This is a genomic window from Haloarcula quadrata (assembly GCF_003634715.1).
Taxonomy (GTDB): domain Archaea; phylum Halobacteriota; class Halobacteria; order Halobacteriales; family Haloarculaceae; genus Haloarcula; species Haloarcula marismortui.
This window is the reverse complement of the sequence record NZ_RBWW01000001.1, coordinates 1356786-1383776: the sequence shown is the minus strand read 5'-3', so window position 1 is coordinate 1383776 and position 26991 is coordinate 1356786. Positions and strand designations below refer to the sequence as shown.

The following is a 26991-nucleotide window of genomic DNA, read 5'->3' as shown; positions in this document are numbered from 1 at the left end:
GTATGACCACCACAACCGATTGGCCGGCAGGCTGGACGGCCCGGGAGCGCGTCGAGACCGTCGCACTCGACCGCGACGCGGCCGACGACCCCGCCGAGATCGCCGACGAGGCCGGCGTCGACGTCGCCACCGCTCGTGCAGTGCTCGCCGGGCTGGCCGAGGACTACTCCGACACGCGATGGGTCGACGATGAGTGACAACGACGAGATGACGGAGCGCGAGGCAGAGGTCATCGACGAGCGCATCGAAGAGGTTGAGGACGAGAGTCGCCGGCACTCGACCGAAGAGGTCGCCGAGGAACTCGGTGTCGACCTCGACGACGGCCACCGCCGTCGCTTCGCGCTCGCAGCCGGGATGGTCGCCTGCGGCTGGGAGTCCCTGCCTGACGCGGCAGAACGCCGCGACGTGGATCCCGAGGACGTGGCCCGCGCCCTGTCGCGCCACCAGTTCCCCGAAGACTACAGTGGCCGGAGATGGGCAGAACGCCACTGCGACGACGTGGAGATCGCCGCTGAACGCGCCGAGGCGCTCGACGACGCCGGGAACCTCGAGGACGTGGATGACCTGATCGATGATCTTCCAGACGACGCGTAGAGGCCGAGCCACACCGGGCCACCCTTCTCGCCGCGCGGTCGCGGAAACACCAATCGTAGAGAATAAGGAAACCCACACACAGCGTCGGGATGATGTCGGACGAGAAGATCGAAGTCGTTGCCTACGGTACCGACGATGGACTCACCAGCGGCGCCGACGCCAAGGTCTTCGCGGATCACGACGAGGCAGTCGAACTGGTCAAGGAACTCGAGAAACGCGACGACGTGACCGGATTCGCGCGGAAAACGGTCTTCCTCGACGAGATCCTCGACGACGACGCCGAGGACTGACCCTCCTTCTCGCCGGCGACGCTGGAACCCCCACCCCGGATGCGGGTGGCCGGGAACCCCACCTCTTCGCGTGGAGAACCAGAACCCCACTCTTCAGAGGAGAGGGGGAACCCAGCCGGGGAGAGAAGCACTCTCCCCTACCCTCGGCGGGCCACGCGGCCCGGGAGCGATAACGCGCTCGGCTCGGTCTATTTACTGATGGCGCGCCGGTCGTCTAAGAATCGCCCTCAGATCTGACGAAAACCTTGAAAGAAACGAATGGAGTTAATTTTTTGTCAGGTGTTTTACCCTTCTGTCACCTATCAGTCAGATGCTGATGCACGACGACATCGACCTACCAGAACGGGCCGTAGAGGTGTTGGAACTCGTCGACGAGTACGGCCGTCCCACGGCTACCACGCTCCGAGAGGCCATCTACTGGGCCAGCAAGAACCAGCACATCCACTACCGACTTGACCAGCTCGCGGGACGCGGCCTCGTCGAGACGTGGAAGGACGAAGACGCCGGCGGTCGCGGAGCCCTCGCGCCCCGACGCGCGACGACGACCGGCGAGGGCGAAGAGTTCCTTGACCTCGTTGACGAGGACGGTGGGACGCCTGACACGGTGGAGGAACGCCTCGAAGAACTGGAGAAGACGATGGCCAACATGAAGGACACGTACGGCAAGGCGAAGAAGCGGATCGCCGAGCTGGAAGCGGAAGTTGAGGAACACGACGAGGATCTCGACGGCCTCGCCGAGGGCGTGCGCGACATCCGCCGGTTTCTCGACGACTGACCCAACCACCTACTTGATACTTTTTCTTTTCACTTTCACTACACTTGGCTGACGTTGATGGGGCAAGCGCCCCACGCCAACACCGTATGCAACGAGAAGCAGACCTGCCGCCCCGCGACGAAACTGACGGTCGCGGGGAAGGAGCCGGATCGTGGCTGGAGGAACAGACGGTCGAAGCACTCCAAGACTGGGACTGGGACGCCGCGCGTGGCGGCGTGATATGGGGGTTTCGAGGTTGACGTGTTCGGCGTCCACCGCGAACACGGGTGGCGCGCCCTGTGCCAGTGCAAGGACTGGCGGGTGGACGAGATCACCCCGGCCGATCTCTGGCGGCTGATCGCGCTCTCGTACACGGTCGAGGCGCATCCCGTGCTGGTGACGACGGCCGGACTGTCGCGGCGAGCGAAACAGATCGCGCGTCGATGGGAGGTCAGACTCCTACGCCCACGCGATCTCGAGGAGCAGTCCACTATGCCCATACCCGGCGAACGCCTCGGCCTGCCGCGCGAACGTCGGTGGTCGTCGCGGCTCGCCGACGACGGAGAGATGCGCGAGCTGCTCCTCCGCGGCGGGATCCTCCCGTCCCGCGAGTCAAGACCGTCCTACTGACGCCCCCGCACGCACGCGGCTGGACGGCCTCGGTCGGCGTGCGGGCCGCTGCTGGACGACGTGGCGGCGTCGAGGTCGGCGTCCGTCGTCTTGGGCGGCTGGCGTCGAACGTCGCGTGTGGCGGCTCAGAAGACTTTACTCAAAGTATTCTTTGTGTGTGTCAGGGGAGTCGTAGGGGTGGGGGTGAGAGCGACGGAACACGCCCCGCATCAATACCCCTCTCTACCTCTTTTACTCAAAGTAAACTGTTTGTGTGTGAGGGGTAGTGAGGGGGAGGGGGTGGGAGAGGATCGACGGCGTCCCACGGGAAGTCACCCGACGGCACGCCGACAACGACGCCGAACATCTCCCCTACCCCCAACCACAACCAACCTTCCCTTACATTACAATAATAATATAAACCTTTCGGTATTAGTTAGTAGTAGTAGTGTTAGCGGTTGAGAGAGGATTGTAGGAGGGGTGGATGTCGGGTTTATGTAGGGGACGTGGTAAGACGCCCTTCCGAGACCACGACTCTTCTCGCTCCCCACCGAGACCTACCCCGACACACACGACGACTACTCGGAGTGAACCTCCCGTCTCTACCCCACCGCTTCACTCTCCCCCGACACACAAACGCTCTACTTTGAGTAGAGTGGATGGGGAAGGGTGTTGAAGCCGACAGTTTCTCTACCCGCCCCTACACCGACCTTCACACACAAACACCCTACTTAGAGTAATCTTTATCAGTAGGACGACATTACGGCCGAGTGCCGACAATGGCAGACGAAGACTACCGACTCAACGCAGACCTCGACGACGAGTACGAGAAGAAGTTCGAGATTCTGAAGGACGAGTACGGTCACGGCGAGGGCCGTGGCTCGGTCAAGCCGACGGTGTACGACATCATCGACGAGGCGTTCGACGCTCACGACCTCGACCTCGACGACGCCGACACCAGCGACGACAGCGACGAAGAGAAGGCATACGACCCGTTCGACGCCGAGTCTCGTCCCGACAGCGGCCTCGACCGCGAGCAGCTCAAGAACATCCTCGCGGACTACGAGCAGCCCGCGCTCCATCCCAAGGACGTCAGCCGCGAGATCCTGCCCAAGTACGTCAGCACGAAGAAGGACGTGGTGGCGGCGGTCGCGCGCTACCTCGTACTGGACTACCACGGAGACCCGAACCGCGTGCCGACCGAGGACGAGACCTCGAAGGCAGTCCGCATCGTCGGGCTGGACGGCGACCACCGCACGAAGAAGAAGTACGAACAGGTCAGGAACCGGTTCAAGCGCGAGGACGGTGTCGGTCGCGCGGACAACGTGGATCCCGCGCACATCCTCGGCGTCGACAGCGTGGATGCGTGGGTCGAGGAGACCAAGCGCGAGTTCCTCGCCGACGACGCGAAAGATCATCACGTTACCGTGCTTGAGAGCCGCCGAGAGGAGGCTGCCGATCTGTTCCAGTGGGTCGCGCCCCACGAGGACGTGCGGAAGTGCCTCAACGAGCTTGACATCGCCATCGAGGAAGCCAAGGAGGACGAAGAGGGTGGTGACGAGGACGAGTCTGACGACGAGGAGAACGCCGTCGAGGACGAACCAGCCACCGAGGACGGCGACGACACCACGGACGATGGCGACGAGAGTGGGGAGAAGCTGGACGAGATGGAGAAAATCGAGATGGCCGAGGAGACCGACGATGAAGACGAGGACGAGAACCAGCCCGCCGACCGCTCAGAGACCGAGAAGAAGCGCGAGGCGATCAAGCGGAAGGGCGGTGACCCGACCGCGAAGAAATGAGCTAGACCGATGACGGGGAACATCACGGACGTGGTTTGCCGCGACTGCTTGGAGGTCGTGCGCTGTGCCGAGGGCGAGTGCTACTGCTCCTGTCGGCGAGCCAGCCGGGACGCGTCCCGGCCGGCACGGTGGAAGCGGATGGCCACCTCGGCGTGATTGGCGGGCTTTTTCTGGGACGCGTCGGCATCTGACGGGTATGGTCGACGTTGTCGAGAAGGACATCGACGCGATCGCAGAGACGGTCGAGGAGTTGGAGGAAGGTGACTACGTTGAGGTTGACTGCATTCTCGGTGTGTTCGACGATGACGCGGAGGTACCACCTCCGCTGAAGAAACTCTCTGAGCAGTTCGTTCTCCGCGGCACGGTCACCGACGTGATTGAGACAGGGGAGCGACCGACGAAGTGGACGCGGCAGGTGATGCTGGAAGAGGTGTCGACGTTCCGCGACGATACGGAGCAGGTGTACGTTGAGGCGAAGGGGTTCGACGGGGAGTACGATTCGGCGGCGATGGTGATTCGGGCGGAGGATACGGTGGCGCGACCGGACGTCGTCGGTATCGCCGAGGCGGATCCGGGGTCGGAGCCGGGTAGTGCCGTGGAGGGTCAGTGATGCTGACGCGCAGCGACCTCCAGCCCGGCGACCGCTTGGTGGTGACGTGTTCTACCGACGACGGCGACACCGAGGAGTACGCCGGCGAGGTGACCGGCATCGACGGCCACCACATCCGCATCGATCCCGCGTCGTCGATCGCCACCCGCATCCGGGTGGGGGTTGACGGCAACGGCCGGCCGCGGGGCGCGGAGATCGTGACCAGTCACCGGAAGTTGACGCGAGAAGTCGAGAGGCTCGAGCTCAAGTAACTAACGACTCGAAGAATCTATGCGGAACCGGGCGGTTTGATCGGTATGGCCGGACATCCGCCGTACCTCTCGGTGACCAAGACCCTGATTCGGATCAACGCCGCCGCGGTCGAGGAGTACCTTCCCGGGGACGTGGATCCCGAGCGGCACGGGATGACGTTCGACGTGGACGCGGATGATGGACGCGTGTATATCGAGTTTGTCGAGGGAGTGGGTGGTAGCGATGTGTACTCAATCAACGTCAAAGAGAGCGGCTATCACGCGTCCGCGTCGCAAGTACGGAAGCAGATTCTCGACGAGTACGGTGTTGGCCGGTACGACTGCTGGTGGGATGACGATGCGGGGTGTCTCGTCGCCGACCTGACAACCGAGGTGATGGAGCCCCAGAACCGGTTCCGGTGGAAGCCGTCCTAGTTCAGTTGTCCCACGAGTCGAGGCTCTGCTGAACGGAGCCGGCCATACTCTCGCTCAGATCGTAGTCGTCGAAGTTGAAGTTGAACTCGTCGCGGTACCGCATCCGTTTCTCCAGCGCATCCTCGGTGAACAGGACGTTCACCTCGTCCTCGATCTCTTCGATGTACTCGCGGTCGTCGTCAAGACCGTCTTCGAAGCGGTCAATGATCGGCGAGCAGTCGTGGATCTCTGTTCCGACCCATTCGCGCCCCATCAGTTCTGCCGCGGCGTACGTCGTCCCGGCCCCACCGAACGGGTCAAGCACGCGGTCGCCCTCTTCGGTCGCCATCCCAACGATGCGGTGGAGAAGTCGCATCGAGAGCTGGTTCGCGTCTCGGTTGAGGTACTTGTTGTGGCGGACGGGTGGGATGTCGTCCCAGACGTCGGTCAGGTTGACTCCCTCGGGGTTCATCTTCGACTTGTAGCCACCGTAGTCGTTCTGTTCGCCGCCACAGTGTGGGCACGTGTCGATGGGGAGGCGGTCGGGGTCGAACGTGTTGGGCTGGTCTCCCTTGATGAAGTAGAGGAGGGAGTAGTGCGACGGGTAGAGTCGGTTGGGGATGGGGAGTCCGAACTTGATGTCGACTGCGATCCAGTGCTTGAGGTTCAGTCGGCGCGAGATGTAGTGGGCGAAGTGGACGTTCCACTTCGGGAGGTTGTAGAGGAAGAACGCACCGCCGGGCTTCAGCAGGTCGATGGCTTCGTCGATCCACTCGGTCGACCAGCGGAGGTACTCGTCCTCGGCGAGGTCGTCACCGTTCTTCTCCCCGTAGTCCTTATCGAGGTTGAACGGCGGATCCGCGAAGATGAGGTCGAACGACTCGTCCTCAAGTCCGGGGAGGACGTCCCGACAGTCCGCGTTGTAGAGCGTGCCCTGTTCGGTCGTGAACTCGGGTACTGGGAGTTCCCCACCGTCGTTTTCCTCGGTGTCGGCGAGGTCGAACGCGTCCATGAGCGCGTTGAGGGCACGGTCGGGATCCTCGACGAGTTGGTCTTGGAGCGGTTCGGGGAACTCGCCGGCGGCGAGTCGGAGGGCTTCGGGCTTGGTGTCGAGGGAGTCGGCGAGGGCTTCGAGTTGCTCGTCGGTGGGCGGGACGCCTGATTCGATGTCGCGGAGATCGCCGACGCGGAGATCGGCGTCCTTCGCCAGCTCGTTGTCCGTCAGCCCGCGCTCGCGTCGAATGCGACTGACGACGTCACCAGCAGATCGGAAGAGAAGGCCGGTCATTCGAGATCATCTCCGTTGTGGTTCATCTTCTGGTTAGTCTGATGTCGGTGTTCCGTTTTAAACGTGTGTAACCGGACTCGCTCTTTATCAGGACGTTCTGTTGGCTGGCCATCAGTGAATTCATAGCAATCGAATTCACATCAGTCGGTATGCAAATCGATCGCGAGGTCACGCTTGTCGACCAAGGCGACTTCTCTGAAACTGATGAGTGGCAAACGGCGAGAGGGCAGGCGATGGACGCGGTACGCGAAGTCGACTGGCCGCCCGGGACGGGTGAGTTCACCGTCTATCCCGAGAGCGAGGCGAACGGGGTGCAGCCCGCAACCAAGATTTTCGAGCACAACATCGACAACAAGCCGTTGTGGGAAGAAACCGGCCGTACACACTTCAAATCGCTTCTCCGTGAGATGCATCTGCTTGACGACGCCGTGGAGATGCTCGGCGATTATATGGATGATCCGGAGGCGTTCGTCAGCAGTTCGTGGTTCGACGCGATGGCGGAACTGGAGATCGACGGCGAACAACACATCGTGGTCTTCGAGTGGGAGACGGGCAACATCTCGTCATCACACCGGTCGCTCAACCGGATTATGGTGGGCTTCCTGACTGGAATCATCAGCGCCGGCATCGTCGGACTACCGACTCGCAAACTCTACAAGTACTCTACCGACCGAATCGGGAACTTTCAGGAATTGCGTCCCTACTTTATGATCTACGAGGCGTTGAACACGAGCGTCGATAACGGAGTGTTCGAAGTCGTCGCGTTCGAGCAGGAAGCGGAGTCGACGGACGTCCCGAGGATCCCGAAGGGTTCGGACGGGATGTCTGATCGGGAAGTCCGCGAGGCAACGCCGGATTCCGTCGACCTGTCTGACTTCCAGTAGACCGCCGCGCGAGGGCGTGGATCCGTGCCCGGGCGGCTACCCGTCTCCGAGTTCGCCGGGCAGTTCGCTCCGGCGCACCTCGGCTTTCTCCCCTTCGCTGAGCGTGTTGTAGTGCGCATCGAGCGTGTCGGGTTCGACGTCCGCGCGGTCGGAGACAACTTGCTTACCGGTCTCTTGGCGCAGATGCCACGAGATGGCGCCGCGACGGATGGCGTGCGTGCTCTCCGACGAGGGACACTCACACGCCCAGTTCTTCCGCCTCGTCGCATCGCACTCGTCTGGCGTCGTCTGGTGGGGACACTCGCGGTGGAGGCACGGTCGCGTCAGGGCGTAGATGTAGTTGCGGAGCGTGTTCTGGTGAGGTCTCTGCGTGCCTTCAGGGGCGACAAAGAGCGGCTTGCGCCCGTACTCGTCGGTCACGTCGTTGCGGTTCTCGTTCACGTAGTCGCGGAGAATCTCCCTCGTCGTCGGACGGATGGCGATCTCGCGCTCCGAGTCGTACTCGTTTTTCAGCGGCGTCCCTTCGGAGGGCCGATGGCGGAGTTGGATGCGGTCGTTCTCCCAGTCGATGTCGCCGAGGTCGATGGCCCGTGCCCCGCCGACCCTCAAGAGACAGTACCAGAGCGTGTGGAACAGCGCGTGTTCGACGCTCGCGTACTGGTAGCGATCCAGATGTTCGAGGATGGCCGTGGCCCGGTCGGCGGGGATCTCTGCCGACCTCTGCTGGCCGCCTTCGGGTGACGAGACCTTCTCGGGGAGCTGGGCGTCAACGGCTTCGACGTCCCGACACCACCGGAGGAACACGCGCAGACTGTCTTGTACGGCCTTGATGTAGGCGTCGGCGTGGTCATCGTCGAACCGCCAGACGCGCCAGAGGCGGATGTCCATCCCGTCGAGTTCGTGGAGGTGGGCGTAGTCGGTCTCGGTGTTGAACCACTCGATGAAGTGGGCGAGCCGATCCTCGTAACTGTCGACGGTCGATTCGGCGGCGGTCTTGCGTTTGTCGTCAAGGAACAGTTCTATCGCGGTCTCGGGTGTGAGATCGTTCATCTTGAGGTCACCTGAGCCGCGTGATGGCCGCCGGGAGTCTGGGTGGCCGTCTGCCACGTGTGTCGGCAGCGGCGCGCGGGTCTTGCACGGGAATATGTGGCCCAACTCTCCGAGCGCAACAGGTTCCTCTCCTTTTGGCAAACCTTTTGCGAACCGGAACGGCGGCGAGCCCCTGCGACGCCGCCGCACGCCCGTACAGGTAAAAGGTTTGGGGGTTCGAATCCCGCCACGCCCGTGCAGCGACCGTAGGGAGCGAACCGGCATGTCGGGATTCACATCAGGGAGGTCGTGCGCAGCGAAGCGAGCACGTCCGACCGTGGTTCGAATCCCGCCACGGCCGTTTTCCGGCGAACGACAGTGAGCCGTGAAAACGCACGGAGATTCGAAGCACGGAACGAGGGAGCGAAGCGAGCGAAGTTCAGGAGGTTCGAATCCTGCGGTTTCGCTCAGTCCCGCCACGCCCGTTCTGCGAGGAGCGGACGCGACGAGCGAACGGGCACGGAGTTCGAACCCTGCAAGTCGCAGCGCCGAGCGAAGCGATGCGACCGTCTTGCTCCGGTTCGAATCCCGTGAGAGCCGTCGAGACGGGTCTCGCGTAGCTCGCAAACGCGTCGTGTTTGCTCAGTCCCGCCACGCCCACTTTCGGAAGCAACAGCGAGCCAACAAGCGAACCGAGCCGTCGCCACCAGACACGGCACCTGAGATGCCAACGTATAAGTTTAGGCTTGCCTAACTCCTGCTGAAATGGACCGGAAGCCGTCCGAGCGGGCGGATGTCTGTGTCATCGGGGCTGGGCCGGCAGGGGCACTTATCGCGAGCCAGCTCGCCAGCGACGGACAAAGGGTGGTCGTGCTAGAGGCCGGGCCGCGGTTCGACAGGTCGAACCGAGAGCAGCAGATGGAAGAGACAATCCGACCCGGCGACCACGGGTCCGTCTGGGAGATGGGCGGCGACCGCGACGCGTTCAGTGCGAGCGGCGAGCGGTACTACCCGCTGAACATCTCACGAGTGAAAGGCGTCGGCGGGTCGACGCTGCACTGGCAGGGGATGGTGATGCGGCTGCACCCCTCGGATTTCGACGGGAGCCACGACACCGACGATCCGGCATGGCCGATCAGCTACGACGACCTGCGGCCGTACTACGCCGACGCTGAGCGGGCGCTAGGTGTCGCCGGCGACGCAGACAACCCCTTTGCACCGCCGCGAGACGGTGCATATCCGCTGCCCGGGTTCCCGCCATCATACAGCGACTCGTTGTTTGCTGAGGCCTGCGAGCAACTGGGCATCACGATGCACTCCGTTCCTAACGCCCGGAACTCCGAACCGTACGATGGCCGGGGGCCATGCGTCGGCTACGGGACCTGCCAACCGGTCTGTCCGTCCGGCGCGAAATACGACGCCAGCGTCCACATTGAGGACGCCGAAGCCGAGGGTGCCAGAGTCATCGACCGCGCGCCGGTCCAGCGCCTCGTTACCGACGCCGACGGACGCATCGAGGCGGCCGTCTACGCAACGCCGGACGGGGCCGAACACCGCCAGATGGCCCGCGAGTTCGTCATCGCGGCGGGCGGCGTCGAGACGCCGCGACTCCTTCTCCTGTCGGCGAGCGAGGACCACCCGGACGGGCTGGCGAACAGTTCTGGACTGGTCGGCCACTATTTCATGGACCATCTGTTCGCCGGGGCAGGCGGGACGCTCGACCGTGAAACGCGCCAGAACCACGTCGGCTTTCTCACGAGCGAGTGCCATCAGTTCTACGACGACCCCGGGCAGGCAGTCGAGCGTGTCGCGGACAGCGAGACGGTCGTTGCGGCGACCGACAAGGCGCTGTCGCCGCTGAAACTGGAGTTTCTGAACTACGCCGGTCCGTCGCCGGTCGAACTCGCGCTCTCTGGCGAGGAGTGGGGCGATACGCTGCTGTCGAGCCTCCGCGAGAGTTACGGCAACAGCATCGCGATGGGCGGACTGGTCGGCCAGCCGCCGCGGAAGGAAAACCGCGTAACGCTGGACACGTCAACGACGGACGACCACGGGAACCCGGTGCCGGACATCCGGTGGTCGTGGGGCGACCGGCTGGAACGGTCGCTCTCGCGGGCGAACGAGATTCAACACGCCGTGCTGTCGGAGCTGGGCGTCGACATCTCGTGGACGGTCGGGCCGGCCGACACCGGGCCGGCGTACCACCACATGGGCACGACGCGGATGGGGACCGACCCTGACAAGAGCGTGGTCGATCCGCAACTACGGACACACGACGTGGCGAACCTCTCGATTGCGTCCTCATCGGTATTCGTCACTGCCGGGTCAATGAACCCGACGCTGACCATCGCCGCGCTCGCGCTGAAGTGCGCTGACCACGTTTCTGAACGACTCTAGTCTGCAAATTCGGTGAACGCTGCTTTGCTCCGCCGGGTGACCGACCGAAGCCCGGGCGCGCCGTGAGCGAGCCATACGGCGACAGCGAGGCCGAACAGTCCGAACTGAAACAGGACGTACGGGTCGAACGAGAGCGAGGCGAACTGTTCAACGAAGGAGGTATCGTTGGCGTACGGCGGTGGAGGCTGGAGCGGCCAGACCAGAAAGCGAAGCCACTGGAGCTGTGTCAGGTCACCGCCGAGTACCCCGGCCAGCGCTGTCGGGCCCATATCAGTCAGCGTGTGTACGAATGCACCGAGCGTGAACGCTGTCGAGAGGTCCGTTCGGCGATATCGGACTGCGAGCCGGTGTAAGACTACGGCAACAAGGAGGAGCGTGAACAGCGAATGAGCGAGCGACCGGCCGGACGGCAGGACGCCGAACGTCCAGGCGAACGGCTTGTCGATCAGGTCCGGGAACTGTGACCCTACCGCCAGCGCAGTCAGCGTGGCCGCTGTCTGGCGACGGGTCGGGTCAAGGCGAGTGTAGACGACGTAAACGAGGTAGGCGACGGCGAGATGTCCCCACGGCCACATTGTGCATTGATATGCCGGATGGTGATTTGTATCTGCTGATACAGGTATGCGTGAAGAGGAATCGGCAGCCGAATGTCGGCCGTTCAGTACAGGCCGAGAATGGCACCAGCGTCGAGCAACAGGAGGATTGACACAAGAGACGCCCCCAGCAGGAACGGCCGTGCGTTCCGGGCCGGTTCGCGCACCTTCTGCTGGTCGAAACCGTCGCTGAGCTTCGACGCGCCGACCTCGACGAGGCCGGCCAGAATGAACCACAGGACGATCATCGTGATGACGAGGTGGCCGCGACCAGTTCCCGTCAACGACTCGGCGGTGTAGCGGGTCGCTGCTAGATGCCCACCCGTCAGGAACAGGAGCGTCGCACTCGCCCGGGACACCGTCCGGAGCTTCCCGGTAATCGCTGACAGCGGTCCTGGCGAAGAGTCGCCGTTCATCGCCGTCGGGAGAATAGCATAAGTCATGAACAACACGGTTCCAGCCCACAGCGCGGCGAATATCAGGTGCACCCCGAAGACAGCCGCGTTTACGACACTCATATGCGGCGGTTGGACGCGACCCTATTCAACGTCGTGGGTTCGACACAGCTACTTTGAGGAATCGAAGGCATCGAGCGCGTCCGCGTCACCTGACATATCGAGTTCTTTGACTGCGTCGGTGTCGGCAGAGATGTGCGTTTCCCGGTCGGTGTCGTAGTCCAGTTGGTCGATAAGGTGGACGAATGAGCCGGGATCGGGGATGAGGAAAATGCGGAGCGAAAACGCCACATCGCTCTCCTTGATGTCGACGAGCGAGTCGAGCACGATAGTCAGCGAGTCCCGGCGGACGTGCGAGAGGGCCTTGTCTGCAATCTCGGTCGCGTCGTCCTGTACGACCGTCGGCGTCCCCATGTTGATTGTCGCGTTCAGCGTGTTCGCGATGCCGTCGATGAAGCCCGAGGTGAGGATGTTACACATCTCTTGCAGCGCGGACTCGTGGAGCTGTGTGAACCCATCTTCGACACTGGAGCCGGTCATCAGCTCCGCGATCTCCGCGGCCGTCTCCGTCTCGAATGTCATCAGGAAGACGCCGTACGGCGGCTCTGTCAGCCGAACACGAGCGCTGTAGATGGTCCCGCCGCCCATCTCGGTGGCGATGTCCTCCGGCTGGACAAACGAGAGGCTCTTGATCTCGACGGCGGCGTCGACGCCGGCCAGTGTCGCCAGCGAATCGGCGACCTGCTCGGCCCCGTCCTGAATGAGTCTGGTGATGAGTGTGAGTTTCCGAATATCGATGAGAAGCGGCATTGCACAGTATCAGGACCTATGATGTGTTACCGTTTTCGGTGGCTGCAGGGTCGGCAACCCGACGGTGGGCCACCGTAACCCTCATTACCACTGACTGACAGAGATTTGGTGGGGAGCGTGCTATTCCGTGTCTTACCCGTCATCGACGGGTTTCTCACGGGAAGCCGCCATCGAATTTCTGTGCCATACGCGCTGGGGAGCCACGGCCACGCCCGATGTGAGCACGCTTAAGCCGCCCCGTCCGTTTTGCACAGCCATGGAACCACGGGACCTCTCCGCTCACACTGTCTATCGGGCAGGTCGCGGTATCGAAGAGGTCGCCCGGGAACTCGGTCTCGACCCGGACGACATGGTGAAGCTGGCGTCAAACGAGAATATGTTCGGACCGAGCCCGGACGCCGTCGAGGCGATTCGCGGGTCGGCCGAACGGATGCATTCCTATCCGAAGGCCTCCCACGCCGACCTCGTCGACGAACTGGCGGATATGTGGGACGTAACGCCCGAACAGGTGTGGCTGAGCAACGGCGGCGACGGCGCGCTGGACTGCCTCGCCCGAGCCATGCTCGACCCCGGGCAGGACGTGCTCGTCCCGTCGCCGGGCTTCGCGTACTACGCGATGAGCGCCCGCTATCACCACGGCGAGGTCAACGAGTACACGCTCTCGAAGGCCGACGACTTCGCCCAGACCGCCGACACCGTCCTGAAAGATTACGACGGCGAGCGAATCGTCTACCTCACCAGTCCGCACAACCCAACCGGGGCAGAGTTCACGACCGAGGCAGTCCGGACTATCGCCAAAGAAACCGACGAGCAGACGCTGGTCCTCGTCGACGAAGCCTACGGTGAGTTCACGGAAAAACCGAGCAAACGGCCGTTACTTTCCGACCGCGACGACGTTGCGCTCCTGCGAACGTTCTCGAAGGCGTACGGACTCGCAGGGATTCGACTCGGCTACGCGGTCGTTCCCGAGGACTGGGCCGATGCCTACGCCCGCATCAACACGCCGTTCTCGGCCAGCGAACTCGCCTGCCGCGCCGGACTGGCGGCGCTCGACGATGATGAGCACGTTGAGCGCTCCGTCGACACCGCCGCGTGGGCCCGGGAGTACCTCTCGGCGGAACTCGACGCACCGACCTGGGACAGCGCGGGGAACTTCATCCTCGCGGAGGTCGGCGACGCGTCGGCCATCGCGGATGCCGCCCAGGAGCGCGGCGTCATCATCCGCGACTGTTCCTCGTTCGGGCTCCCCGAATGCATCCGTATCACCTGCGGAACGCGCGAGGACACGGAACGCGCCGTCTCGGTACTGAACGAGGTTATCGAGGGGGTTAAGGCGTGAGAGTCGCCGTTACCGGCACTCCGGGGACAGGCAAGACCACGGCAACGGAACACCTCGACACAGACCTCGATGTCCTCCATCTCAATGACATCATCAAGGACGAGGGGTTTTCAACGGGCATCGACGAGGACCGCGGGAGCCTCGTCGCGGACCTCGACAGGCTGTCAGAGTGGCTTGACAGCCGCGACGACGTGCTGTTCGAATCCCACCTCGCGCATCATTTCGCCGCCGACCGGGTGATTGTGCTGCGAGCCCACCCTGAAACCATCGTCGAGCGGCTTCGTGAGCGCGGCGACGACGATTCGAAGGCCTACGAGAACGCGGAATCGGAAGCGCTCGATGTCATCCTCGGCGAGGCCGTCGAGGAGCACGGGATGGAGTCCGTCTACGAAATCGAGACGACGGACCGGGACCCCGACGAGGTGGCACAGGAGATTCAGGCCGTCGTGGCCGGTGAACGCGAGCCGAGTGCAGGGACTGTCTCCTACATCGACTGGCTATGACGCTCGATAAGTTCCGCCCGCTGGCCGACCGCGCGCTTGGCCCGTTCGTCAGCGCCGCCAAGGTTGCCGGCCTCTCACCCAACGGCGTCAGCGTCATCGCGTTTCTGCTGGCCCTTGGAGCGGGCGGAGTGTACGCCGTCGCTACGCGGGAGCCCCTGCTGTATCTCGGCGGTGCCGTTCTCGTCTTTTTGAATGGCTGGCTCGACCTCGTCGACGGCGCGCTCGCGCGGGAACTGAACGTCGCGTCCTCGGGCGGTGACCTGCTGGACCACGTGCTCGACCGCTACGCCGACATCGGCATCATCGTCGGCCTCGCTGCCGGTGTGAGCCAGTGGGAACTGGGCATCGCCGCCGTCACTGGCGTCCTGATGACCTCCTATCTCGGGACGCAGGCACAGGCGGTCGGCCTCGACCGCGTGTACGGCGGCCTGCTCGGTCGCGCTGACCGGCTTGCACTTGTCGGTGTGGTCACGGGCGTCGCGGCGTTCGTCCCGAACGCACTGGCCGGACTGACGCTGGTCGGCTGGCTGCTGGTCGTGTTCGCCGTCGTCGGCCACGTCACCGCTGCCCAGCGATTCTATCACGCGATGCGGGCGCTCGACTGAACATCAGTTCAGCAATTGACGGACCGGCATCCCGCTGAGAACGACCAGTGCACTATTTATACTGATCAGCGTGGCGAATCCCCCGACACACCATGAACGGGGATGAAGCCGAAACTCCATGTCACAAACCATTAAATAAACATGTCGACAATCAAGGATAGCGATGGAACACAGTTACCGCTACCGTGCCTATCCGACAGAAGGGGTAGCGGACGAACTGGAACATCAGGTAGATATTCATCGCCAACTATACAACCACGTCCGATGGGACTACACGAACAGCCCCGTGGATGCTAAGCCGAGTGAGTTCGACCAGAACAACAAACTCCCTGAGTGGAAGCAAAAATGGCCAGTGTTCGCGGAAACGTATTCGAAAGCCGCGCAAGCTACCGTTGCCCGCTTCCACCGCAACCTCTCGAACCTTCGTAAACAAAAGAGAACGGGCACACCGTTGGTCGTCTCAAACGGCAAGCACCTACCGATTACCGGAGCGTGACGTACAACCAGTCTGGTTTCGACCTCGATGAAAAGAGGGGCCAAGACGGGTTTGCGTACGTTCGCTTCAGCAAAGTCGGATGGGTCAAAATACGGTACTCCCGTCCAATCCCTGCTGATTCCTTAATAAAGGAAGCCACGTTCAAAAAAGAGACTACCGGTGAGTGGTTCGTTTCCTTTGGGTTGGAAATCGACGACGCTAATTTGCCCGAGAAGCCCGATGTGGACTCACTCAACCCGAGCAACAGCGTGGGTATTGACCTCGGCATCTTGAACTACATCCATACCAGCGACGGGAAGACCGTGGATTGGCTCGACCTCGAAGGCGAATACGAACGACTCCGACGTGCGCACCGCAAACTCTCGCGGAAAGAACATGGGTCGAACAACTACGAGAATCAGCGAGTCGAAGTGGCGAAGGCCAAACGCGACATCCACCGGAAAGTGCTGGACTACCAGCACAAAATAACGACGTGGCTCGTCAAGGAGTGCGATGCCGTGTTTGTGGAGGACTTGAACGTTCAGAGTATGCTTCGAGCGGATGGAAACGGTCGGAACAAGCAGGATGCGGCGTGGCGACAGTTTATCACTTTGCTTGAATACAAGGGCGATGTGTACGGTACGCACGTTGTGCAGGTCGAAGCGGCAGGGACGACAAAAGAATGTGCGGTGTGTGGTGTGGAGTCATCGAAGTCCATCTGGGTCCGGGAACACTCCTGTCCATCATGTGGGTTTGAGACAGATAGGGATGCGAATGCAGCGATGAACGTCTTGCAAAGGGGGTTTTCTGAACTAGGGCTGGGATGGCCCGAATCAACGCCTGTGGAGACTGTGACCGCTACGGACACCGCTGATCTTCAGCGAATGTCTGCAAGTCACGTCACCGAAACAGGAAGCCTGTCTACGTGAGAACAGGATTCCCCGCGCCAGCGTGCGCAGGGCAACATTCAAACCGCGCCCCGTCCAAGCCGTCGGTATGGTTCAGTGCGAGATGTGCGGGACGGAGGTTTCGTCTCCGAACCGCGTCAAAATCGAGGGAGCCGAACTCGACGTCTGTGACGAGTGTACCGACTTCGGCACGGAGGTCAAAACGGAGGAGACGTCGTCTACGTCGACGAAGTACTCGACGTCGTCCTCCTCGTCATCGTCGTCGAGTTCGTCCTCCTCGTCGAGTTCCACGGGTGGCGGGTCCAGTGGCCGCCGTCGGGATATGTTCGACGAGATGGACGAGATCGCACAGGATTACCACGACCGGATCCGCAAGGGCCGGGAGTCCCAGGGACTCAGCCAGGAGGAACTCGCAAAGCAACTCAACGAGAAGGCAAGCCTGATCCGGAAGCTCGAACAGGGTAACTCACTGCCCAGCGACGACGTCCAGAAGAAACTCGAAAGCGCGCTCGAAATCTCCCTGAGCGCCGGCGGCAGCGCCGACGAGACCGAGTGGTCCGGCGGCAGCAGCGACGGCGAGTACACGCTCGGCGACGTCGTGAAGCGGAAGGACTAGGTTACAACTGGAGGTCGTCTTTCTCTACGTCGAGTTCGTCTGCGAGTGACTCAACGTTCGACGAGATAGTTTCAATCTCGTCTTGGAGTTTCTGATATCGTTCGCTGTCCTGCAGTTCCCGGTCGGTTTTCTCGACGCGGAGGACGTTGCGCTTGAGCTTTTTTGATGTGAGTGTCCGGAGTCGGTCGTTGTACTCCCGAATACTGTACAGCCGGTCGACGACCTCCTGTAGCTCGTCACGGGTGACAGGTTTGACGAGGTAGTCGTCGACGCGCATCTCTATGATGTCGAAGTCGGGGTCGATGGCGGTAACCATCGCGACGCGGCACCGGAGCCCCTGCTCTTCAATCTGTGCGAGCACTTCGTTGCCGGAGACGACCGGCATCCGGCGGTCGAGTAACACCACGTCGATATCGGTCGACAGCAGTTCTAAGCCCTCTTCGCCGCTGTAAGCCGTCTGTACGTGGTACTGGTCGGCCAGGTAATCGGTGTACAGGTCGGCCAGGTGTTGTTCGTCCTCGACTATCAGAACGGTCGGTGTGTCGTCATCCCCTGCTGTCACGGCTTGTCTCATTTCTTGTCTCGGCTGAATCGTAATAACTGTCATCCCCGAGCGGTGGAACGAGAAAGCGAAGTCGCAGTGGTAGGGACGCCAAGCGGTGGCTTCGCAACCTATTTCCCCACAGCAACCGGTTCGTTTCGTATGTTCGTCCTTGTCAATCTGAAGGCGTACCCGTGTGACCCAGTCGAGGTAGCAACCGCTGCTGCTGACGTCAGCGACGATTCCGGCGTTCGCGTTGCCGTCGCGCCACAGGCTGCCCAGATCAGCGCTGTGGCGGAGACCGGCGTCGAAACGTGGGCTCAGCACGTCAGCGCCGTCGAGCACGGCAGCCACACCGGCAGCACCCTCGCAGAGGCCGCTGCGGACGCCGGTGCCGTCGGGACGCTGCTGAACCACTCCGAAAACCGGCTCAAGCTCGCGGACATCGATGGGGCACTCGACGCCGCCGACCGCGCGGACCTCGAAACGATCGTCTGTGCGAACAACCCCGCACAGATCGGCGCGGCCGCCGCGCTCGACCCCGACGGTGTGGCCGTCGAGCCACCGGAACTCATCGGGACTGGCACGCCCGTCAGCAAGGCAGACCCAGATATCGTGACCGGCGCAGTCGATGCTGCCGCTCGCGTTAACGGTGACGTGGACGTGCTCTGTGGGGCCGGCATCTCGACCGGCGAAGACCTCGTCTCGGCGAGCGACCTCGGCGCGAGCGGCGTCCTACTGGCAAGCGGCGTTGCGAAGGCTGACGACCCGCGCGCCGCACTCGAAGACCTCGTCGAACCGCTGCTGTAAAATCGACGGCGTCGCAGTACTACCTTTTCAGTCGCTGTCCCCGTCCAGAAACGCCGATTCGAGTCGAGAGACGACTGACTCGACCTCGTTGTCGTCGAGCCGGCGGTCGCTCTCCTCCTGAACCAGCGCCGCCAGCCGCGTGTCGTACTGTCCGCGGCCAACGTGTTCGACCAGCCCGCGGAGCCGGAGTTCTCTGTTTCGCGCATAGGCCGCCGTCCGGTCGCCGGAGCCGCCGGCCGAGAAATGTGCGTTCAGCGGCGTCCCGGGGCCCTGCTCGCGGTAGTACGCGAGCATCCGGCAGGTCTTTCGGTCCAACTCCTCGATATCGGCTTGCAGGTCGCCGTAGACAGCGGGGCCGTCAAAGTCGGCTGGCGTCTCGCTGTCAGCGGACCCCGTTGCCTCGTCCGACTGCTCAGCTTCAACGGCCTCGGCGATGGCCGCCCTCAGAGCTTCGTCATCAGCCTCAGCAGTTTCTGTCTCAGCCTGGCCGTTGACTGGCGCGGCCACCGCACCGTTGTTTGCGACGGCCCCGTTCGCCACTACGTCGGCGTTCGCAGCGTGACCGTTCGATGTCGGTTCAGCGTCCACACTGCTGGAGTCTGACGCCGATTCAGCGTCCGTGCTGCTAGCATCCGACTCCTGTCCGGCGTCCGCACTGCTTCCATTCGCGTCTGCGCCGCCACTGGCGCTGCCGCCGTTCATCGCGGCCCCGTCCTCGGCAAAGGCACTGAACGCATCGCCAAATCCGCCGCCAGACGTGGCGTCAGCGGTCTCGTCTGGTTCCGGGGGCTGCTCATGGGGACCGTCGGCGTCCGCCTCACTGACGGCGTCTGTGTCGCCGTCCGACGCTTGCTGGTCGGCGAACCGTTCGCGCTGGCGACGCATCTTCTCCTGTTCTGTCCGGCCGGGGTTGTAGTCCTCGGCCTGATCCAGCATTGCTTCGGTGAACTGCTCGGCCATCCGCGAGAGGTCCCGGGCGTCCTGCAGTTCTGCCTCCAGTTCGGCGATGCGGGAGTTCTTTTTGTCCAGTTCCTCACGGAGTTCCTTGATGCGGTTCTCCGTCTCCTGCTGGTCCTCGCTGATGGTCTCCAGTTCGGAGACGAGGTCGTCGCTGACGGACTTGAGTTCAGGGCGCTTGAAGTCGTCAAGACCCGGCGTCGCACCGGCATCGAACGTCTGCTTGCGGTGGAACTGGACCCGGCTGACCTGCTCGGCCCAGTCGTTCATCATGAACGCCTCGCCGTCGTCTAAGTCCTCGACGGCGTCAGCGTACTTGTTATCAAGAATGCGCCCGACGACTTTCGTGTCGTTGTTCCAGGTCAGGCGATGCCAGACAAGCCAGTCGCACTGTGTGATGTAGTCCTTCTTTACGTCGGCCGGGCGCTGGCTGATGCCGACGATGCCAAGCCCGTGTTTCCGGCCGCGTTTCCCGATTTTGATGAGCATCTTCCCGACCTCGCCCATCGAACCCTTCTCCGGCATCCACTCGTGGCACTCCTCGACGAGCATCAGGAAGGGCTGTTTCTGTTTTTTTGCCTTCGCGAACAGCTGCTTGGCGACTTCTGTCAGTAGCGTCTCTGCTTCCTCCTCGTCAAGGAACGACGAGATGTCGAGGATGATAGGGACGTTCTGTTCAAGCGCCAGCGAAGCGATCTTGCCGGCGTGGTCGTCCGTGACCTGAATGTCACACTCCTCATCGCCACCGACATGGAGTATCTCGTACTCCTCTTTCAGACCGTAGTACTCGCCGTCGATATCGACGATAAGCAGTCCAAACCCGTTGTCAAGCAGTTTCTCGGCGATGACACTCGCCGTGTTCGACTTTCCAGACCCGCTCTTGCCGGTGATGAACCCCCGGCCGGTCAGCAGCTCCACCACCGGGAGATTGACGGTCTCGCCCGGCTCCCCGGTCCCACCCGGCCCCGCGCTCGTCGTCGCGACAGTTATCTGTTCGGTCTCTGCCATGCGTTTCTGTCACGAATGAGACGCGCAGGCCCCATAACTCTCCGTCAGACGCCCATCAGCTGTGGAACAGGTCTGGACGCAGCAAGCAGTTCGAAGCCAGTCCGAGGTTTCGCTCGCTCGGGCTTCAAATTCTCGTGTGCTACCGACGGGGCTTCGGTTACCGACGCCGCTATGACTTCGTTTCGGGCGTCCGACTGGGGTCCCACTCGTCGTAATGGACCAGTTCAGATCTGTCGATACGACTACGCCAGCCTTCCTGTTGCAGTACTGGTTCGGACGGGAAGCCGTCCTCTGGGTATCCGACACAGAGGTAGGCCACGGGTTGAATGTGGTGTGGAATGTTCAACACATCACGGAGTTCGTGGGGATACAGAAATGAGACCCAGCCGACACCGATGCCCTCAGCACGGGCAGCGAGCCAGAGGTTTTGCACGGCAAGGCACGTCGAATAAACGTCCATTCGCTGCATCGTGTTCCGGCCGAGAACGTGTGGCGCATCACGTGTGGGGTCACAAGTAACACAGATATTCACCGGCGCATCGGTTATTCCCTCCAGTTTCAACTGGCCGAACTTTGATTTGCGCGGCTCTTTGTAGCCTTCGCGTGCGGCGGCTATCGCCCGTTCGGCAATCGCTGCGACCGCTGATTTCGTCTGCTTGTCTTCTATCACAATGAAATCCCACGGTTGCGAGAACCCGACGCTGGGCGCGTTGTGGGCAGCGTCTAGAATCCGTCCGAGTACTTCCTCGGGAACTGGGTCGCCGACAAATCGTCTGATGTCCCGTCGCGAATAAATGGACTTGTAGACTGCCTCGCGGTCTCGGGGGCCGAACTCAACCATATGTTCCATGACAGACGACAGTTGTATACCGGTTGTGCTGGCCAGCGAATGTCCCGAATACAGCGAGACCCGAATGCAGGGCAGACCGTGGTGGCTACCGGTCAGTTCAGGACGGGGTAACGGCTATTGCGGTGGGATGCCTTGACACGGTTGTTCGGCTGGGCTGTCTATGGACAGATACGAGACGTTCGTCGAGGACGGAACCGTGTACGTCGGGAGTGACGACGGTCCCCTGAAAGTGGCCCCGCTCGACGATATCGTCGCGGCCGCAGGTGGCCCGGCGTGGACGATTTCCTACACCGAGGCGGAGAAAGAGCGCTACGCCGGGATGGACACCAGCGACGAGGGGCTGGTGGTCGATGTGGTCGATATGCTGCACGCAATGACCCACAGCCAGCGGTTCGTCGACACGCTGGCCGCACATCCGACGGATGTCCCAGCTGATGACACTATTTCGCCGCGAGCCGGCCTGTTCGTCGGGAAGCTGCTGGAAAATCTGGAACACGGTGTCGCCTGAGAACGTCTAGAACTCTGCGAGCGTGGTCTGACCGGGCGGGAGCGAGATATGCGTCTCACTGGCGTCTGTTCCCTCGCCCGCCGTGTCTTCGACAGCCTCGGTATCCCCGTCGTTCGCAACGAACGTCCCGAGTCCGACCTGCCCGTCGTCATCCAACTCGTCGGCTGCCGCTGGGGTACTGCTGGTGCGGGAACTACCGGACGCCTCCTCGGAACCATTGTCACCGCCAAACCCGTCCAGATTGGCCTGTTCGCCGGCAGAGAAGTCCAGGTTCGAAACACGGACACCGACCTTCCGAACGGGATCGTCGGCGAACTCGCCGAGCAGGTCCAGCGCGATGCGTCTGACCAGTTCAGGCTCCTCGACTGGACCGGGGAGCGACCGGGCCCGCGTATTCACATCGAACGGCGGCGTCACGACCTTGATGCCGATGGTCTGATACCGCGCGCCTTTTCGCTCGGCGCGGTCAGCGACGGCATCGGCGAGGGTGCGGACCTGTCGACACTTGGCTTCTATATCGGTCGTCGCGTCAGTGAACGCGGACTCCCGTGAGAGACTCTTGGGGTCGCCTTTCGGCGTCACCGAGCGCTCGTCCTCACCGCGGGCGTAGCGGCGTATTTCACGACCGCGCTCGCCGAAGTGTTCGGCCAGCAGTTCCGGGTCAGCGGCCGCGAGGTCCCCCGCGGTTTCGATATCGAGTGCGGCGAGTTCTCTGGCGGTGACCGGGCCGACGCCGTGCACGTCCTCGACAGGGAGGTCATCGAAGAACTCTCGGACGGCCCCCGGTTCGACGACGACCAGGCCGTCCGGCTTGTCGCGGTCGCTGGCCACCTTCGCGGCGCTCATCGTCGGGGCAACGCCGACACTCGCGACCACGCCCACCGCGGACTCGATTGTGTCTTTCAGGTCCTGCGCCCACGACCTGACCGTCTTCCATGAGACCCGCTCGGTCACATCCAGATACGCCTCGTCGATACTCACCTCGCGGACGACATCCGCTTCGGTATGGAGGATTTCCCGGACATCCGCAGCAACGGACTCGTAGAAATCCATGTCAACTGGGCGATAGAAGCCGGCGTCTTCGACAGTGAGGTCCGGGTCCGCAACAGCCTCAACCTTCCGTGGAAGGCGTTCCAGTGCTTCGGAGATGGCCATCGCTGATTCGACACCGTACGCTCGGGCCTCGTAGCTCGCTGTCGCAACAGCCCCGTGGGTCGCGCCGTTCTCGTAGCCCATCCCCACGACGAGTGGCTCATTTCTGAGTGCGGGCTCCCGCCGCTGTTCACAGGCGGCGTAGAAACAGTCCATATCGACATGCGCGACTATCTGCTCGGGGCCGCTGGTCCCGGGGAGCCGCGCAGCGTCCATACCCGACGCTACGCGTACTGGCAGAAAACCCCACCGGCCCTCGCCGAGCCAATCAGGTCAAGTCGTAGTCTGGTGTATCGAATCCTCCTCGAAAAACGGGCGCAGGGAAAGTGGTGGGGTGGGGGTGGGGTGCCAGATGCTCTGTACGCCGTTGGTTGCAAAGCGATACGTGGCCGGTGGAGTGGCCATTGCTCCACCGGCGAGTTGTCGTCCGCCGATGCCAATCCCGGATGGTACGACGGTCGTTCCCGCCGGGAGCGTAGGAAGCTCCATGTTAACAAAAGACATGATAGCACTTCAATGTTGGCTGAAGTTATATCTAGCTCACACTTTGAGCGCGCTCCGCTCGAAACGCTTTCAGTCCTCTCCCCACGACTGCGACGTAATGACCGAACTGACGGACTCGCTGCCGGATAGACCGCTCTCGACGAGCGAGATTTCGGCCCTCGAAGCCCAGCACGACGACTACGGGTTTGCGCCGGTCGGGTTCTTCCCTGACCTCGATGTAGTGGCCGCGTTCGTCGTCATTATCAACGGGGATCACGGCTACAGCCTCGGCTACGACCGCGATGGCGACGGCTGGGTTGTCGTCGAGTCCTTTGAGGACGGCGAGGACTTTGCCGGCGTCACCGACCGCCTGCAAGAGTGGATGGGCGACGACTGGGAGGAGTTCGAGCAGGCTGCCGTCGAACCGGAGTGAGGGTGTCGGCAGTTGCGGAGTCGACCAGAGAACGACCGCGGCGAAGTTCAAACGCCTCGGCTGGTCGTCACTGTCTGTGGCACAGTACGGCGACCGGGATTTGAACTCGGCTGCAAATCCTCGCTATCGCTCGGCTTTCCGTAGTTCAAATCACTCTGTATAGCATTTGCTGCTCGCGGCTGTACTCGCAGCAAAATGCGGCGGCCGGGATTTGAACCCGATGGCGAGACTCGTTGCACTCGTCTCGCGTGATTCAAATCTCTCCGTACAGCATCCGCTCGTCACGTCCGTTCCTCGCAGGATGCGGCGACCGGGATTTGAACCCGGGCCATGAGCTTGGAAGGCTCAGGTCCTACCACTAGACCACCGCCGCTCATCGCTTCGCGTCTTCGTTCACGCGCGGCGTCGTTCGCAAATCCGTCGGATTTGCTCACCACCGCCGCTCACTCGTGCAGACACAGACTCGGCGGACTGTGTTTCGCCCGAGTGCGAACGTATACCCTCATAGATGGAAGGCAATTAAGTGCGTTTCCCTTCTGGCTCGACAACCCCGTAACAGTTGCCGCTTGACAGCTCCATCGAGACGAGCCGGAGGTCGCTGTCGGCGACATCGCGCTCGAATTCGGCCGGCGCGTAGATGTGATAGAACCGCGGGACCGTCTCGCCGCCGGGGAGCGTCCAGTCGACGGTCGTGTCAAAGCCCTCGTCCGCGTCGGGGTCGGCGTCGAAGCGGTCGTGGGCCGTGCTCCACGCACTGACGAGCGCCCGAGCGCCCGGCGCGAGGACGCGGGCCAGTTCGTCCAGACTGGCGCGGCGGGCGGCCTGTGACGGGAGGTGATGCAGCGTCGCGACGTACACCGCGAGGTCGACGGCCCCGGCAGCGAGCGGAAGGCGGGTCGCGTCGCCCTGCAGTAGCGCAACGCTGTCGCCGACGCGGTCGGTCGCCGCCCGCAGGAGCGCGCGGCTGGCGTCAAGGCCGACGACGCGGTCAGCGACCCCCGCGAGCAGTTCCGCGTGGCGGCCGTTGCCACAGCCGACATCGAGCGCCGTCCCGACACTGCCGGACTCGTCGACGAACGATTCGACCTCCGGCCAGGCGTACTCGCGGGTCTTCGAGAAGTGGTCGCCGATGTCCTCGTAGGTCCGGCGGACGGCAGCCCGCGAGCGCGCCGGGTCGTCACTGTCGCCGCTCGAATCGGAGGGTGACATCGGTCGACCGCGTCACTCCGCGCCGTACTTTTCGGGGTAGGCCTCGGCGAGTAGCTCGTCTTCGTCGGCCAGTCGCTCCCGAACCGGGTCGATAACGTCCGAGATCGCGCTGGCGGCCGACGGCTTCAGGTCGGCGGGGTGGAGTTCGCCGCTGACGAAGTCCGATTCGACCTCGTCGTAGCTCTCGTAGGTCAGGTCGCCGCCGTACTCCTCCGGGCGCTCGACGACGAACGAATCGCCGCGAACGTCCAGCACGGGAAAGACGAGATGCTGGAGGTACTCCAGCACGCCGTTCTCCTCGACCTCGCCGGCCGGGCAGTACGCCTGATTGATTTTCTCGTCGACCTCATCGGGGCTGTCGGTGAGGTTGACCTTCGACGCTTCGTCCGAGGCGCTCATTTTGCCACCGGACAGGCCCGATAGCAGCGGCGCGAACAGACAGATCGGCGACTCGCCGCCGTGGTCGGGCAGAATCTCGCGCGAGAGCATGTAGATGCCGCGCTGGTCGACACCGCCGTAAGCGATGTCGGCATCGAGTGCCTTCACGTCGAGCGTCTGCATCAGCGGGTAGATGAGTCCGCCGAGGTTCGGGCTCTCAGATTCGCGGACGACCTCGCTGGCCGCGCGCTGCGTACGAGAGATGGTCGTCTCGGCGGCCATCCGGTACATCTCCAGCGTGTACTCTTCGTCGAGCTGGAAGTCGGTCCCGCGGACGAAGGTCACGTCCTCGGGGTCCGCGCCGGCCGCTTCAATCATGCCCTCGATGGCCGTCTCGTAGTAGGCCGAACGGGCATCCAGCAGATCGAAAGGCGATTTGTTGTCGTCGAGGTGAGCATGCAGGTCCGCGATGAGAACCGTCACGTCGACGCCGGCCCGCAGGAAGTCAGCGAGCTTTCGCATCGTCGTGAAGTGGCCGATGTGCATCTCGCCGGTCGGCGCGTAGCCGATGTACGCCGACGGGTCGCTCTCCTCGAACAGCGTCCGCAGTTCGTCCTCGGTGACGACCTCTGTGGTGTGTCGCGTCACCAGATCGAGTCGCTCGGCGGTATCCATACGGATGTGTGACCGGTCCGGCGATTAAAACGTTCCTGTCCGGTGTGACGGGCTGTCGAGGTGGTAGTGTTTAGTTAGTAGCATTGTGCCAGCGAGCGAAACTCAGCAACCAATTTTCGGCTGTTTCCGGTTCGACATGGCTAAAGCAATTCGAAAACGACGAGGTTCGTCGCTTTAGTTCTCGAAAAATCCGTTCGACAGCGTTCCGATTTCCGTGGCGAGACATCTGAAATCGGAGTCCAGCTCGTTGCAGTGCAGTTTGAAGATGTTGAGCGCCATCGACGAGAAAGACGGCAGTTTCGACGTCGTGTTTTTGCCGAAGTTCGCGCAAGAAAATTTCTGTGAGAGTGGTCGTAGTCGTCGCAAATAGCCGGATGTGAAGCAGTTCGTTCGACTGCGGATCGGCCGCGGCGTACAGCCAGAACTGCTGATCGTTGATCCGAATCACTGTTTCGTCAATCGCAATCTGATTCGGAGATTTTCCAGAGTCGGGCTGTAGATCGGCTTTCTGCACCCAATCGTGGACGGCTTTGCGACTGCGTTGGACACCCAGATCTTCGAGTAATTCAACGGTATTCGATAGCGAGAGGCCCGCAACGTGCGATTGAATACCCAACGCCATCGCTGGCTCGGGTGTCCGCTCGCGCTCCACAAAACCCAAATCAATCCAGTCTCTACATCCGCTGAGGCGCGTGATTTCTGCCATGGACAGCTGAAATCACTCTCGCCTCACTTTTCACGCTTAACTAAACACGACCGTCGAGGTGGGCCGTACTGTTTTA

At 62.4% G+C, this 26991-nt stretch carries 31 protein-coding genes, 1 tRNA gene and 1 pseudogene; 20 read left to right on the top strand and 13 right to left on the bottom strand.

Features of this window, described 5'->3' with window-relative positions:
* Nucleotides 1-2 precede the first annotated feature (2 nt).
* From BDK61_RS07125 to BDK61_RS07085, 10 genes are all read left to right on the top strand, one after another.
* Nucleotides 3-197, top strand: coding sequence for a hypothetical protein (locus BDK61_RS07125; protein ID WP_121302855.1), 195 nt, complete (start codon nt 3-5; stop codon nt 195-197).
* Complete coding sequence (locus BDK61_RS07120; RefSeq protein ID WP_121302854.1) at nt 190-594, top strand: hypothetical protein; 405 nt, start codon at nt 190-192, stop codon at nt 592-594. The genes BDK61_RS07125 and BDK61_RS07120 overlap by 8 nt, the downstream gene beginning before the upstream one ends.
* Nucleotides 595-686: 92 nt before the next feature.
* The gene (locus BDK61_RS07115; protein ID WP_148709127.1) at nt 687-884 is read left to right on the top strand and encodes a hypothetical protein; all 198 of its coding nucleotides are present in this window, start codon (nt 687-689) and stop codon (nt 882-884) included.
* 316 nt (nt 885-1200) lie between these two features.
* On the top strand, nt 1201-1659 hold the full coding sequence (locus BDK61_RS07110; protein WP_148709126.1) for a prefoldin domain-containing protein: 459 nt from the start codon (nt 1201-1203) through the stop codon (nt 1657-1659).
* 86 nt (nt 1660-1745) lie between these two features.
* On the top strand, nt 1746-1898 hold the full coding sequence (locus BDK61_RS23305) for a hypothetical protein (protein WP_167467360.1): 153 nt from the start codon (nt 1746-1748) through the stop codon (nt 1896-1898).
* A gap of 1 nt (nt 1899) precedes the next feature.
* Nucleotides 1900-2268: a hypothetical protein gene (locus tag BDK61_RS07105; RefSeq protein ID WP_121302851.1), complete on the top strand. Its 369-nt coding sequence runs from the start codon at nt 1900-1902 to the stop codon at nt 2266-2268.
* A 758-nt stretch (nt 2269-3026) separates the two neighbouring features.
* Entirely contained in the window at nt 3027-4049 is a 1023-nt protein-coding gene (locus tag BDK61_RS07100) for a hypothetical protein (protein ID WP_121302850.1), read from the top strand.
* Nucleotides 4050-4245: 196 nt separating this feature from the next.
* Complete coding sequence (locus BDK61_RS07095) at nt 4246-4659, top strand: hypothetical protein (RefSeq protein WP_121302849.1); 414 nt, start codon at nt 4246-4248, stop codon at nt 4657-4659.
* The gene (locus BDK61_RS07090) at nt 4659-4910 is read left to right on the top strand and encodes a hypothetical protein (RefSeq protein ID WP_121302848.1); all 252 of its coding nucleotides are present in this window, start codon (nt 4659-4661) and stop codon (nt 4908-4910) included. Before BDK61_RS07095 ends, BDK61_RS07090 begins: the two co-directional genes overlap by 1 nt.
* Nucleotides 4911-4955: 45 nt before the next feature.
* Nucleotides 4956-5324 (top strand): hypothetical protein, encoded by a 369-nt coding sequence (locus tag BDK61_RS07085; RefSeq protein WP_121302847.1) that lies wholly within the window; start codon nt 4956-4958, stop codon nt 5322-5324.
* A 1-nt stretch (nt 5325) separates the two neighbouring features.
* Here BDK61_RS07085 and BDK61_RS07080 read toward each other — a convergent pair whose 3' ends face one another.
* Nucleotides 5326-6591 carry a DNA methyltransferase gene (locus BDK61_RS07080; RefSeq protein WP_121302846.1) on the bottom strand — a complete coding sequence of 422 codons (1266 nt, stop codon included), beginning with the start codon at nt 6589-6591 and terminating at the stop codon, nt 5326-5328.
* 149 nt (nt 6592-6740) lie between these two features.
* On the opposite strand from BDK61_RS07080, the gene BDK61_RS07075 reads away from it, so the two are divergent.
* Nucleotides 6741-7475: a PDDEXK family nuclease gene (locus tag BDK61_RS07075; RefSeq protein WP_121302845.1), complete on the top strand. Its 735-nt coding sequence runs from the start codon at nt 6741-6743 to the stop codon at nt 7473-7475.
* Between the two features lie 36 nt (nt 7476-7511).
* Here BDK61_RS07075 and BDK61_RS07070 read toward each other — a convergent pair whose 3' ends face one another.
* Nucleotides 7512-8525 (bottom strand): tyrosine-type recombinase/integrase, encoded by a 1014-nt coding sequence (locus BDK61_RS07070; RefSeq protein ID WP_121302844.1) that lies wholly within the window; start codon nt 8523-8525, stop codon nt 7512-7514.
* Nucleotides 8526-9269: 744 nt separating this feature from the next.
* Between BDK61_RS07070 and BDK61_RS07065 the strand changes: the two genes are divergently transcribed.
* Entirely contained in the window at nt 9270-10901 is a 1632-nt protein-coding gene (locus BDK61_RS07065; protein WP_121302843.1) for a GMC family oxidoreductase, read from the top strand.
* On the opposite strand, the gene BDK61_RS07060 is transcribed toward BDK61_RS07065, so the two are convergent.
* The 3 genes from BDK61_RS07060 to BDK61_RS07050 all read right to left on the bottom strand — a co-directional run bounded on the left by BDK61_RS07060 (nt 10898) and on the right by BDK61_RS07050 (nt 12759).
* On the bottom strand, nt 10898-11476 hold the full coding sequence (locus BDK61_RS07060) for a metal-dependent hydrolase (RefSeq protein ID WP_121302842.1): 579 nt from the start codon (nt 11474-11476) through the stop codon (nt 10898-10900). The genes BDK61_RS07065 and BDK61_RS07060 overlap by 4 nt on opposite strands.
* Nucleotides 11477-11559: 83 nt before the next feature.
* A complete protein-coding gene (locus BDK61_RS07055; RefSeq protein WP_004962482.1) occupies nt 11560-12012 on the bottom strand; it encodes a hypothetical protein in 453 nt (150 codons plus the stop codon).
* 48 nt (nt 12013-12060) lie between these two features.
* Nucleotides 12061-12759 carry a chemotaxis protein CheC gene (locus tag BDK61_RS07050; protein WP_011223071.1) on the bottom strand — a complete coding sequence of 233 codons (699 nt, stop codon included), beginning with the start codon at nt 12757-12759 and terminating at the stop codon, nt 12061-12063.
* A 256-nt stretch (nt 12760-13015) separates the two neighbouring features.
* Between BDK61_RS07050 and hisC the strand changes: the two genes are divergently transcribed.
* The 5 genes and pseudogenes from hisC to BDK61_RS07025 all read left to right on the top strand — a co-directional run bounded on the left by hisC (nt 13016) and on the right by BDK61_RS07025 (nt 17205).
* Nucleotides 13016-14098 carry a histidinol-phosphate transaminase gene (hisC, locus tag BDK61_RS07045; RefSeq protein WP_121302841.1) on the top strand — a complete coding sequence of 361 codons (1083 nt, stop codon included), beginning with the start codon at nt 13016-13018 and terminating at the stop codon, nt 14096-14098.
* On the top strand, nt 14095-14601 hold the full coding sequence (locus BDK61_RS07040; protein WP_121302840.1) for an adenylate kinase family protein: 507 nt from the start codon (nt 14095-14097) through the stop codon (nt 14599-14601). The genes hisC and BDK61_RS07040 overlap by 4 nt, the downstream gene beginning before the upstream one ends.
* A complete protein-coding gene (locus BDK61_RS07035; RefSeq protein ID WP_004962502.1) occupies nt 14598-15206 on the top strand; it encodes a CDP-alcohol phosphatidyltransferase family protein in 609 nt (202 codons plus the stop codon). The genes BDK61_RS07040 and BDK61_RS07035 overlap by 4 nt, the downstream gene beginning before the upstream one ends.
* 163 nt (nt 15207-15369) lie before the next feature.
* Nucleotides 15370-16610: pseudogene (locus tag BDK61_RS07030) on the top strand (RNA-guided endonuclease InsQ/TnpB family protein).
* Nucleotides 16611-16677: 67 nt separating this feature from the next.
* Nucleotides 16678-17205, top strand: coding sequence for a multiprotein bridging factor aMBF1 (locus tag BDK61_RS07025; protein WP_121302839.1), 528 nt, complete (start codon nt 16678-16680; stop codon nt 17203-17205).
* Nucleotide 17206: 1 nt separating this feature from the next.
* Here the strand turns inward: BDK61_RS07025 and BDK61_RS07020 are convergent, their stop codons facing one another.
* A complete protein-coding gene (locus BDK61_RS07020; protein ID WP_121302838.1) occupies nt 17207-17812 on the bottom strand; it encodes a response regulator in 606 nt (201 codons plus the stop codon).
* Nucleotides 17813-17908: 96 nt separating this feature from the next.
* Here BDK61_RS07020 and tpiA point away from each other — a divergent pair, with 96 nt between their 5' ends.
* Nucleotides 17909-18556: a triose-phosphate isomerase gene (gene tpiA / locus BDK61_RS07015; protein ID WP_005535122.1), complete on the top strand. Its 648-nt coding sequence runs from the start codon at nt 17909-17911 to the stop codon at nt 18554-18556.
* Between the two features lie 27 nt (nt 18557-18583).
* Here tpiA and BDK61_RS07010 read toward each other — a convergent pair whose 3' ends face one another.
* Nucleotides 18584-20521: a helicase HerA domain-containing protein gene (locus tag BDK61_RS07010; protein WP_121302837.1), complete on the bottom strand. Its 1938-nt coding sequence runs from the start codon at nt 20519-20521 to the stop codon at nt 18584-18586.
* Between the two features lie 169 nt (nt 20522-20690).
* A complete protein-coding gene (gene bluB, locus BDK61_RS07005) occupies nt 20691-21362 on the bottom strand; it encodes a 5,6-dimethylbenzimidazole synthase (protein ID WP_121302836.1) in 672 nt (223 codons plus the stop codon).
* 169 nt (nt 21363-21531) lie between these two features.
* Between bluB and BDK61_RS07000 the strand changes: the two genes are divergently transcribed.
* On the top strand, nt 21532-21879 hold the full coding sequence (locus BDK61_RS07000; RefSeq protein ID WP_007188033.1) for a hypothetical protein: 348 nt from the start codon (nt 21532-21534) through the stop codon (nt 21877-21879).
* 6 nt (nt 21880-21885) lie between these two features.
* Here BDK61_RS07000 and dinB read toward each other — a convergent pair whose 3' ends face one another.
* Nucleotides 21886-23247, bottom strand: coding sequence for a DNA polymerase IV (gene dinB, locus BDK61_RS06995; protein ID WP_121302835.1), 1362 nt, complete (start codon nt 23245-23247; stop codon nt 21886-21888).
* A 385-nt stretch (nt 23248-23632) separates the two neighbouring features.
* Here dinB and BDK61_RS06990 point away from each other — a divergent pair, with 385 nt between their 5' ends.
* On the top strand, nt 23633-23947 hold the full coding sequence (locus tag BDK61_RS06990; RefSeq protein WP_049938778.1) for a hypothetical protein: 315 nt from the start codon (nt 23633-23635) through the stop codon (nt 23945-23947).
* Nucleotides 23948-24249: 302 nt separating this feature from the next.
* On the opposite strand, the gene BDK61_RS06985 is transcribed toward BDK61_RS06990, so the two are convergent.
* From BDK61_RS06985 to BDK61_RS06970, 4 genes are all read right to left on the bottom strand, one after another.
* Nucleotides 24250-24320: transfer RNA gene (locus BDK61_RS06985), tRNA-Gly, on the bottom strand.
* A 146-nt stretch (nt 24321-24466) separates the two neighbouring features.
* Nucleotides 24467-25156: a class I SAM-dependent methyltransferase gene (locus BDK61_RS06980; protein ID WP_007188038.1), complete on the bottom strand. Its 690-nt coding sequence runs from the start codon at nt 25154-25156 to the stop codon at nt 24467-24469.
* A gap of 12 nt (nt 25157-25168) precedes the next feature.
* The gene (locus tag BDK61_RS06975) at nt 25169-26209 is read right to left on the bottom strand and encodes a tyrosine--tRNA ligase (RefSeq protein WP_004962537.1); all 1041 of its coding nucleotides are present in this window, start codon (nt 26207-26209) and stop codon (nt 25169-25171) included.
* Between the two features lie 70 nt (nt 26210-26279).
* Nucleotides 26280-26915 (bottom strand): IS6-like element ISH14 family transposase, encoded by a 636-nt coding sequence (locus tag BDK61_RS06970; RefSeq protein WP_121302834.1) that lies wholly within the window; start codon nt 26913-26915, stop codon nt 26280-26282.
* Between the last annotated feature and the right edge of the window lie 76 nt (nt 26916-26991).